The sequence below is a fragment of the Streptomyces sp. NPDC027672 genome (assembly GCF_055566335.1).
Genome location: NZ_JBVHSO010000001.1, coordinates 983,829 through 992,013, shown reverse-complemented (window position 1 = coordinate 992,013; position 8,185 = coordinate 983,829). Strand labels below are relative to the sequence as shown.

The window sequence follows — 8,185 nt, the reverse complement described above, 5'->3', positions numbered from 1 at the left end:
GGTTGATAGGCCAGATATGGAAGCCTGGTAACGGGTGGAGTTGACTGGTACTAATAGGCCGAGGGCTTGTCCATTGATGCTCGCGTTCACTGTGTTGGTTCTGAAACCACGAACAGCCATGGGCTGTTGATTGTTTCATAGTGTTTCGGTGGTCATAGCGTGAGGGAAACGCCCGGTTACATTCCGAACCCGGAAGCTAAGCCTCACAGCGCCGATGGTACTGCAGGGGGGACCCTGTGGGAGAGTAGGACACCGCCGAACAATTCTTGAGGAAACCCCCGCACTTCGGTGCGGGGGTTTTCTGCGTTTAGGGTGTGCCCATGCGTTATGACCTGGTCATCTTCGACAACGACGGCGTCCTCGTGGACAGCGAGCCGATATCGAACCGGCTCCTGGCCGCGTATCTGACCGAGCTGGGACACCCGACGTCGTACGAGGACTCCCTCCGCGACTACATGGGGTCGGCGATGCACCGGGTCCACGACCTGGTGCTGGAGCGGACGGGCCGGCGGCTGCCGGCGGACTTCGACGAGGTCTTCCACACCCGGGTGTTCGCCGCGTTCGAGCGGGAGCTGCGGCCCGTGCCCGGTGCCTCCGGCGTACTGGAGAAGCTGGCCGCGGACGGAGTGCCGTACTGCGTGGCCTCGTCCGGGAGCCACGAGCGGATCCGGGTGGGGCACCGGACGACCGGGCTCGACCGGTGGTTCACCGACGAGCGCATCTTCAGCGCGGAGGACGTCGGCCGGGGCAAGCCGGCCCCGGATCTGTTCCTGTACGCGGCCGGGCGGATGGGCGTGGCCCCCGAGCGGTGCGTGGTCGTGGAGGACTCCCCGCTGGGCGTACAGGCGGCCGTGGCGGCCGGGATGGACGTGTACGGGTTCACCGCCATGACCCCGCCGGACCGGCTCGCCGCCGCCGGCCATCTCTTCTCGGACCTGGGCGAGTTGCCCGGCCTGCTGGCCTGACCCCGGCCGGCCGTCCCGCCTGACATTTGTCATGCCGACGTCCGGACGATCGTTTCTGGTGGCCGGACCCGGCCGGCGGCGAAGCTAGGGGGCATGACGACGCACACGGGGAACCAGGGCCGGACGCCGGGCCCGCTGGACAACTTCAAGCCGCTGCTGATCGACGTGGCGCTGCCGCTCGGGTCGTACTACCTCTTCAAGAGCGCCTTCGGGATGGGCACCGTCGCCGCCCTCGGCTGGAGCAGCGTGGTGCCCGCGGCGCGGACGCTGTGGGGCCTGGTCAGGGAGCGCAGGACCAACGCGCTGGCGGCGCTGATCCTCGTCGTGAACGTCGTCTCGCTGACGCTGAGCTTCGTCTCGGGCGACCCGCGGCTGATGCTCGCCAAGGACGGCGCGGTCAGCAGCACGGTGGCCCTCGGCATCCTGGTCTCCGTCCGTCTGGGCCGGCCCATGATGACCGCGGGCATGAAGCCGTTCCTCGTCAAGGGCGACGCGGACAAGGAGGCCGCCTGGCAGCGGCTGGTGACCGGGGCGGCGGCCGGGTCGGCGGCGTTCCGGGCCAAGGAGCGGCTGTTCTCCGTGGTGTGGGGGCTGGTCCTGCTGGCCGAGTGCGTCGCCCGGGTCGTCGGCGCGTACACCCTGCCCGTGGACACCATGGTGTGGCTGGGCTCGGTCATGCTGGTCGGTGCGATGGTGACCGGGTTCGTGGTCGGCGGCGGTCTCGCCGTCGAGCCGATGGAGCGGATGCTCAAGGCCGAGGCCGAGGCGGTCGCGCGGGCCGCCCGCGGGGAGCGGCCCGCGCTGGCCGTCGCCGCCTGAACACCGGCCGGCCGCACCGGAACTGAGCAGAATTCACCTTTGGCTGGATCTACCCACAGGTAGCCCGGGGCCCTACTCTCGCCGCCATGACTGATGAGCTGCGGCGCGGCAGGGCCTCGCTGGCGTTCTCCTTCTTCGCCCAGGGCGTCGCCTTCGCCCTGCTGGTGACGCGCATCCCGGCCGTCCAGGACCGGTACGGCATCTCCGACGCGCTGCTCCCGGTCTTCCTGGCCGCCGTCCCGGTGCTCGCCGGGGCGGGCAGCGTGGTCACCGAGAGGCTGGTGCGGCGGGTACGGCCCAGCCGGCTGCTGCGCTGGTCCCAGCCGGTGGTGCTGCTGGCGCTGCTCGGTGCCGGGGCGGGCGGGCCCGGGGTGGCCGCCCTGGCGGTGGCGCTGGGCGTCTTCGGGCTGGCGGTCGGGATGCTGGACGCGTCGATGAACATGCTCGGCGTCAGCCTCCAGCGGGCGTACGGGCGCAGCATCATGCTCGGCTTCCACGCCGCCTACAGCCTGGGCGGGATCGTCGGGGCCTCGCTGGCCTGGGCCGGGGCGCACTGGCAGCTCGCGCTGTGGGTGTCGTACCTGCCGGCGGTGGCCGTCCTGCTGCCGGCGGCGCTGGCGGGGAGCCGGTGGTACGCCGACGGGGAGGCGGCGACGCCGGCGGCGGGGCGGTCCGGGCGGGGTGGGAACGCGGGCCTCGGGCTGCTGCTGCCGCTGTGCCTGGTGATGACCTTCGCGTACATCGGGGACTCGACGGTCTCCAACTGGAGCGCGAAGTACCTGAAGGACGTGCTGGGCGGCTCGGAGCAGCTCGCGACGGTGCCGTACAACGTGTACATGGTGACCACGCTGGCCGGGCGGACGGTCGGGGACCTCGGGGTCCGGCGGTTGGGGGCGGCGGCGGTGGTGCGGCTGGGGGCGCTGGTCGCGGCCGGCGGGTTCGCGGTGGTGGCGCTGGCGCCCGGCGCGTGGGTCGGGATGCTCGGGTTCACCCTGCTGGGGCTCGGGCTGTGCGTGCTGGTGCCGCAGACCTTCGCGGCGGCCGGCCGGCACGCCTTCGAGCAGCACGGTCCCGGTGCCTCGGACGCGGCGATCGCGCGGCTGAACATCTTCAACTACGTGGGTTTCCTGATCGGTTCGCCGCTGGTGGGCGCGCTCGGTGACGCCTGGAGCTACCGGGGAGCGATGCTGGTGCCGATGGTGCTGGTCCTGGTGACACTCGGGTACGCCAGGTCGTTCGCCGCTCAACCGGACCGATACGGTGGCGGGCATGAGCGGCCGCGCACAGCTGATGTGGGACGAGGCAGTAACGGGCTATGACTTCGGTCCGGGTCATCCGATGGACCCGGTCCGGCTGGACCTGACCCGCCGGCTGGTCGGCGCCCTCGGACTCGACCGGGAGGTGGAGGTCGTCGCGGCCAAACCGGCCGGCGAGTCGACGCTGCGGCTGGTCCACCGCGAGGACTACATCGAGGCCGTGAAGGCGGTGTCGGCCGACCCGGCGGCGGCCGACGGGTCGTACGGGCTCGGCACGGCCGACGATCCGGCGTTCGCCGGGATGCACGAGGTGTCCGCGCTGATCGCGGGCCAGTCGGTGGGCGCGGCGGAGGCGGTGTGGCGGGGCGACGCCGGGCACGCGGTGAACTTCGCGGGCGGCCTGCACCACGCGATGCCGGGCGGGGCCTCGGGGTTCTGCGTCTACAACGACGCGGCGCTGGCGGTGGCGCGGCTGCTGGAGCTGGGGGCCGAGCGGGTCGCCTACGTGGACGTCGACGTGCACCACGGGGACGGCGTGCAGGCCGCGTTCTGGGAGGACCCGCGGGTGCTGACCATCTCGCTGCACGAGCATCCCCGCACGCTGTTCCCGCAGACCGGGTGGCCGCAGGAGACGGGCGCGGGTGCGGGGGAGGGCGCGGCGGTGAACGTGGCGCTGCCGGCCGGGACCGGGGACGCCGGGTGGCTGCGGGCGTTCCACGCCGTGGTGCCGGAACTGCTCGCGGAGTTCCGGCCGCAGGTCCTGGTCTCCCAGCACGGGGCCGACACGCACTTCGAGGACCCGCTCGCGCATCTGGCGGTCTCGCTGGACGCCCAGCGGGCGGTGCAGCTCGCGTGCCACGACCTGGCGCACACGTACGCGGACGGCAGGTGGGTGGCGCTGGGCGGCGGCGGATACGCGGTGGTCGACGTCGTACCGCGGTCGTGGACGCATCTGGTGGGGATCGCGGCGGGCCGGCCGGTGGCGCCGGAGACGGTGATCCCGGAGGGCTGGCGGCGGGACGTGTTCGCGCGCACCCGGCAGTTGGGGCCGCAGCGGATGACGGACGGGCGGTGGCCGGTGGGCTGGGCGTCGTGGGACGAGGGCTACGACCCCGCCGACCGCCTGGACCAGGCCGTACTGGCCACCCGCCGGGCGGTGTTCCCGCTGCGCGGCCTGCTGGCCTAGGACCTGTCCGACCCTTCGCGCCGTCGCCCGGGACGCGGCGGCCGGGAAGGGCCGGACGGGCCCTGGCGCGGCGGCGGGTGTTCGGTTGGGCCGACCGTGCGCAGTTCCCGCGTTTCCGCCCCGGCCGCGGCCGGGATGGGCCACCATCGCATCCGTGCCGACCGCCGCCCCGCTCCGCGCCCATCTGCTCGCCGCCGGGCTGGCCGGGGTCGTGGGGACCTCGCGGGAGACGAGTCTGCGCAGTTACCGGCTGTTCGCGGCCCGGGACCCGCGGGCGCTGATCGGTCTCGACCCGGAAGGCGCCTGGGCCTTCGGGGACGTGCTCGCGCTGATGGCGCGGCGGTGCGGAGTGTCGGCCGACCCGCGGTGCACGAGCGGGCCGGACGTGATCGACCCGGAGCGGACGCTCGCCGCGCTGGACGCGTTCGCCGGACGGCTCGGGGAGGCGGCCCGGCGCGGCGCTCCCGTACTGCTGGGCACCGGGCACCCGCGGCGGCTGCTCGGTTTCTACGCCGCTCTCGCGGACGCCTTGTCGGCGGCGGGATGTGAGGTCCTCACCCCGGCGCAGGGCCGCCGTGTCGACATATTGACCCGGTTCGGCCTACGCACCCATCGCCTCGACTACGTACGAGGGGTTGCCCTGGTGCGGGAACCGGCGGGCGGGCGCCCCGGTGGTGAGCCGGGCGCCCACACCCACTCACCCCTCCCGGTTCGGGTGGCGCTGGAGGCCGCGGCGGAGGCCGGCGGGCCGCTGCCGGAGCTGGTCGTCGGAGATCACGGATGGGTCTGCGGCGCAGGTCAGCTAGGGTTCGAGGCCATCGGTCTGGCCGACACCGACGATCCGGCGCCGTTCGTCGGCGAGGCCGAGGGACGGGTGTCCGTCGTCGTTCCGGTTGATGATGCGATGCGGTCTGCTCACTACCGTCCGCTGACCCGCTACGTACTCAATCGAGCGTGTCTGTCACGGTAATCCGCCGATGGGTGCACCTCTTCCCCACTCGTATCACCCGCCCCTAGTCTGGGGAGTGAGCACGCAGCGACGAAGAGTCACCGGAGGGGAAGCCGGTGGCCGTCGAGTGCGGAAGGTTCAGGTGTGTCATGGCTGCAGCTGGCGAGAGGCCTCTGAACGAGGTTCAGTTCCTTACCGTGGCGGAAGTCGCCTCGGTGATGCGAGTGTCGAAGATGACCGTGTACCGCCTGGTGCACAGCGGTCATCTGCCCGCGATCCGGGTGGGACGGTCGTTCCGCGTCCCGGAGCAAGCGGTACACGAGTACCTCCGCGACAGCTATGTGGGGGTGGAGACGGCCTGACGGCGACCCCGGACAGCCGGGGACGGCACCTCGATTACGACCTCGGCGCTCGGTTGGGTAGGCTAGCCCCTCGTAGGTCGTGTGGGCCCATGGCGCCCAAACAACCGAGTGATGAGAAGTGAGCGAGGGTAGTCGTGGGCTCTGTTATCAAGAAGCGGCGCAAGCGGATGGCCAAGAAGAAGCACCGCAAGCTGCTCAAGCGCACGCGCGTTCAGCGTCGCAACAAGAAGTAGGCGGCGCCGCGAGGCGAGGCGTGTGGCCCTTCACCCGTGCTGGTGGAGGGCCACAGGCATGTCCGGCGGGGCGCGGGCGTGTTTCCGATGGGGGAAATCGCGCGGCCGGGACACCCGGGGTCCGCACACCGTGACGCCGAACGGCTAGGTTGGCCGCACACGGGAACGCGGGACACCGCTGACGCGGAAGGGAGGGCGCGGATCTTGGGCAGGATCGTGCTCGTCACCGGAGTGGCCCGGCAGCTGGGCGGCCGGTTCGTGCGGCGGATCCAGCGGGACCCGGAGGTCGACCGGGTGATCGCGGTGGACGCGGTGCCGCCGGCCCACCACCTGGGCGGCGCCGACTTCGTCCAGACCGACATCCGCCAGCCGGCCATCGCCCGGGTGCTCGCCGAGACCGGCGCCGACACGGTCGTCCACCTGGACGTCACGGGCACGGCCCTGGGCGGCGGCAGCCGGACCACGGTCAAGGAGACCAACGTCATCGGCACCATGCAGCTGCTCGGCGCCTGCCAGAAGTCGCCGGCGGTGCGACGGCTGGTGGTGAAGTCCAGCACGAACGTCTACGGCTCCGCGCCCCGCGATCCGGCCGTGTCCACCGAGACGACGCCGCCCAAGTCGCTGCCCAGCGGCGGCTTCGCGAAGGACGCCGTCGAGGTCGAGGGCTATGTGCGCGGGTTCGCACGGCGCCGGCCGGACGTCGCCGTGTGCGTGCTGCGGTTCGCCAACATCCTCGGCCCGGCCGCCGACACCCCGCTCGCCTCGTACTTCGCGCTGCCCGTCCTGCCGACCGTGTTCGGCTACGACCCGCGGCTGCAGTTCGTGCACGAGGACGATGTGATCGAGGTGCTGCGGATCGCCTCGCACGAGCCGCGCCGGTCCACCCTCAACAGCGGCACCTTCAACATCGCCGGGGACGGCGTGCTGCTGCTCTCGCAGTGCTCCCGGCGGCTGGGCCGGCCCACCGTGCCGCTGCTGCTGCCCGCGGTGACCTGGGCCGGCTCCCTGGTCCGTACGCTGGGCATGACGGACTTCTCACCGGAGCAGATCCGGCTGCTCACCCACGGGCGGGTGGTGGAGACCACCCAGATGCGCGAGACGCTGGGCTTCACGCCCCGCTACACGACGGCCGAGACCTTCGCGGACTTCGCGCGCGGCCAGGGCCCGGGACTGGTGCCCCCGCAGACCCTGGCGGGAACCGTCGACCGGCTCGCCGCGCTGGCCGCGAAGGCGGGCGGCCGGCTCCAGAAGCACGGCGCCAACTGAGGAGAGCGGCAACGATGGCGGACGCCAAGGTCATTCCGTTCGACGACGACCGGTCCCGCGGGAGCGCGGCACAGCGGCAGGCGCGGCGGCGCGGCGGCACCGGCCGGCGGGGCGTGCCCGGGGAGCAGCCGGGCGGGATCGGCGCGGTCCAGCCCCTGCCGGGCCACGAGGAGGAACCGCCGGAACCGGCCCGGCCGGCGGAGCCCGGCGCCGGGGACGGCGCCGGGGACGGCGGCCTGGAGCGGCGCGTGGCGGCCGGGCTGGCCTTCCTGCGGCGCCGGCTCACCGGGGAGTACGAGGTCGACGACTTCGGCTACGACGAGGAGCTGACCGACCAGGTCCTGATGTCGCTGCTGCGGCCGTTGTACGAGAAGTACTTCCGGGTGGAGGTGCGGGGCCTGGAGAACATCCCGGCCGAGGGCGGGGCGCTGATCGTCGCCAACCACTCCGGGACGCTGCCGCTGGACGGCCTGATGATGCAGGTGGCGGTGCACGACCACCATCCGGCCGGCCGGCACCTGCGGCTGCTGGCGGCCGACCTGGTCTTCGTGCTGCCGGTGGTCAACGAACTGGCCCGCAAGCTGGGGCACACCCTGGCCTGCGCCGAGGACGCGGAACGGCTGCTGGGCCAGGGCGAGCTGGTCGGGGTGATGCCGGAGGGCTTCAAGGGCATCGGGAAACCGTTCGGCGAGCGCTACAAGCTGCAGCGGTTCGGCCGGGGCGGCTTCGTCTCCACGGCCCTGCGGCAGCGCGCGCCGATCATCCCGTGCTCGATCGTCGGGGCGGAGGAGATCTACCCGATGCTCGGCAACGCCAAGACGCTGGCCCGGGTCCTCGGCTTCCCGTACTTCCCGCTGACGCCGACGTTCCCGTGGCTGGGGCCGCTCGGTGCCGTTCCGCTGCCGACGAAGTGGACGATCCAGTTCGGCGAGCCGATCGCCACGGACGGCTATCCGGTGGACGCGGCGGAGGATCCGATGCTGATGTTCAACCTGACCGACCAGGTGCGGGAGCAGATCCAGCACACGCTGTACAAGCTGCTGGTGCAGCGCCGGTCGGTGTTCTTCTGAGGTCTCCCGGACGGACGGACGGCCGGCGGGTACGGCACCGGGGCGCCCCTGCTCGAAGCGGGGTGCCCCGGTGCCGTGG

General features: G+C 72.4%; 9 protein-coding genes and 1 rRNA gene. All 10 read left to right on the top strand.

All coding sequences use genetic code 11. From position 1 onward, the window contains the following. The first annotated feature begins 144 nt into the window (after positions 1-144). The 10 genes from rrf (at position 145) to ACZ4SV_RS04490 (ending at position 8,106) form a co-directional block, all read left to right on the top strand. A 5S ribosomal RNA gene (gene rrf / locus ACZ4SV_RS04535) occupies positions 145-261 on the top strand. Positions 262-320: 59 nt separating this feature from the next. Next, positions 321-965 carry an HAD family hydrolase gene (locus ACZ4SV_RS04530; RefSeq protein WP_397938546.1) on the top strand — a complete coding sequence of 215 codons (645 nt, stop codon included), beginning with the start codon at positions 321-323 and terminating at the stop codon, positions 963-965. A 93-nt stretch (positions 966-1,058) separates the two neighbouring features. Further along, positions 1,059-1,784, top strand: a complete 726-nt coding sequence (locus tag ACZ4SV_RS04525) for a VC0807 family protein (RefSeq protein WP_468001261.1) — start codon at positions 1,059-1,061, stop codon at positions 1,782-1,784. Positions 1,785-1,870: 86 nt separating this feature from the next. Then, positions 1,871-3,103, top strand: coding sequence for an MFS transporter (locus tag ACZ4SV_RS04520; protein ID WP_468001259.1), 1,233 nt, complete (start codon positions 1,871-1,873; stop codon positions 3,101-3,103). Beyond that, entirely contained in the window at positions 3,054-4,226 is a 1,173-nt protein-coding gene (locus ACZ4SV_RS04515; protein ID WP_365882030.1) for an acetoin utilization protein AcuC, read from the top strand. Before ACZ4SV_RS04520 ends, ACZ4SV_RS04515 begins: the two co-directional genes overlap by 50 nt. Positions 4,227-4,380: 154 nt before the next feature. Next, complete coding sequence (locus ACZ4SV_RS04510) at positions 4,381-5,196, top strand: phosphatase (RefSeq protein ID WP_397949243.1); 816 nt, start codon at positions 4,381-4,383, stop codon at positions 5,194-5,196. Between the two features lie 128 nt (positions 5,197-5,324). Next, positions 5,325-5,537, top strand: coding sequence for a helix-turn-helix domain-containing protein (locus ACZ4SV_RS04505; protein WP_121791081.1), 213 nt, complete (start codon positions 5,325-5,327; stop codon positions 5,535-5,537). A 134-nt stretch (positions 5,538-5,671) separates the two neighbouring features. Beyond that, a complete protein-coding gene (locus ACZ4SV_RS04500) occupies positions 5,672-5,770 on the top strand; it encodes a 30S ribosomal protein bS22 (protein ID WP_003948845.1) in 99 nt (32 codons plus the stop codon). A 204-nt stretch (positions 5,771-5,974) separates the two neighbouring features. Further along, on the top strand, positions 5,975-7,036 hold the full coding sequence (locus ACZ4SV_RS04495) for an NAD-dependent epimerase/dehydratase family protein (RefSeq protein ID WP_397938536.1): 1,062 nt from the start codon (positions 5,975-5,977) through the stop codon (positions 7,034-7,036). Between the two features lie 14 nt (positions 7,037-7,050). After that, the gene (locus tag ACZ4SV_RS04490; RefSeq protein WP_468001256.1) at positions 7,051-8,106 is read left to right on the top strand and encodes a lysophospholipid acyltransferase family protein; all 1,056 of its coding nucleotides are present in this window, start codon (positions 7,051-7,053) and stop codon (positions 8,104-8,106) included. The last annotated feature ends 79 nt before the right edge of the window (positions 8,107-8,185 follow it).

What these genes read in the sequence shown, in the direction of transcription:
- ACZ4SV_RS04505 (WP_121791081.1), top strand. Translation starts at nt 5,325, where the DNA reads ATGGCTGCAGCTGGCGAGAGGCCTCTGAACGAGGTTCAGTTCCTTACC.
- ACZ4SV_RS04515 (WP_365882030.1), top strand. Translation starts at nt 3,054, where the DNA reads ATGAGCGGCCGCGCACAGCTGATGTGGGACGAGGCAGTAACGGGCTAT.
- ACZ4SV_RS04530 (WP_397938546.1), top strand. Translation starts at nt 321, where the DNA reads ATGCGTTATGACCTGGTCATCTTCGACAACGACGGCGTCCTCGTGGAC.
- ACZ4SV_RS04520 (WP_468001259.1), top strand. Translation starts at nt 1,871, where the DNA reads ATGACTGATGAGCTGCGGCGCGGCAGGGCCTCGCTGGCGTTCTCCTTC.
- ACZ4SV_RS04525 (WP_468001261.1), top strand. Translation starts at nt 1,059, where the DNA reads ATGACGACGCACACGGGGAACCAGGGCCGGACGCCGGGCCCGCTGGAC.
- ACZ4SV_RS04490 (WP_468001256.1), top strand. Translation starts at nt 7,051, where the DNA reads ATGGCGGACGCCAAGGTCATTCCGTTCGACGACGACCGGTCCCGCGGG.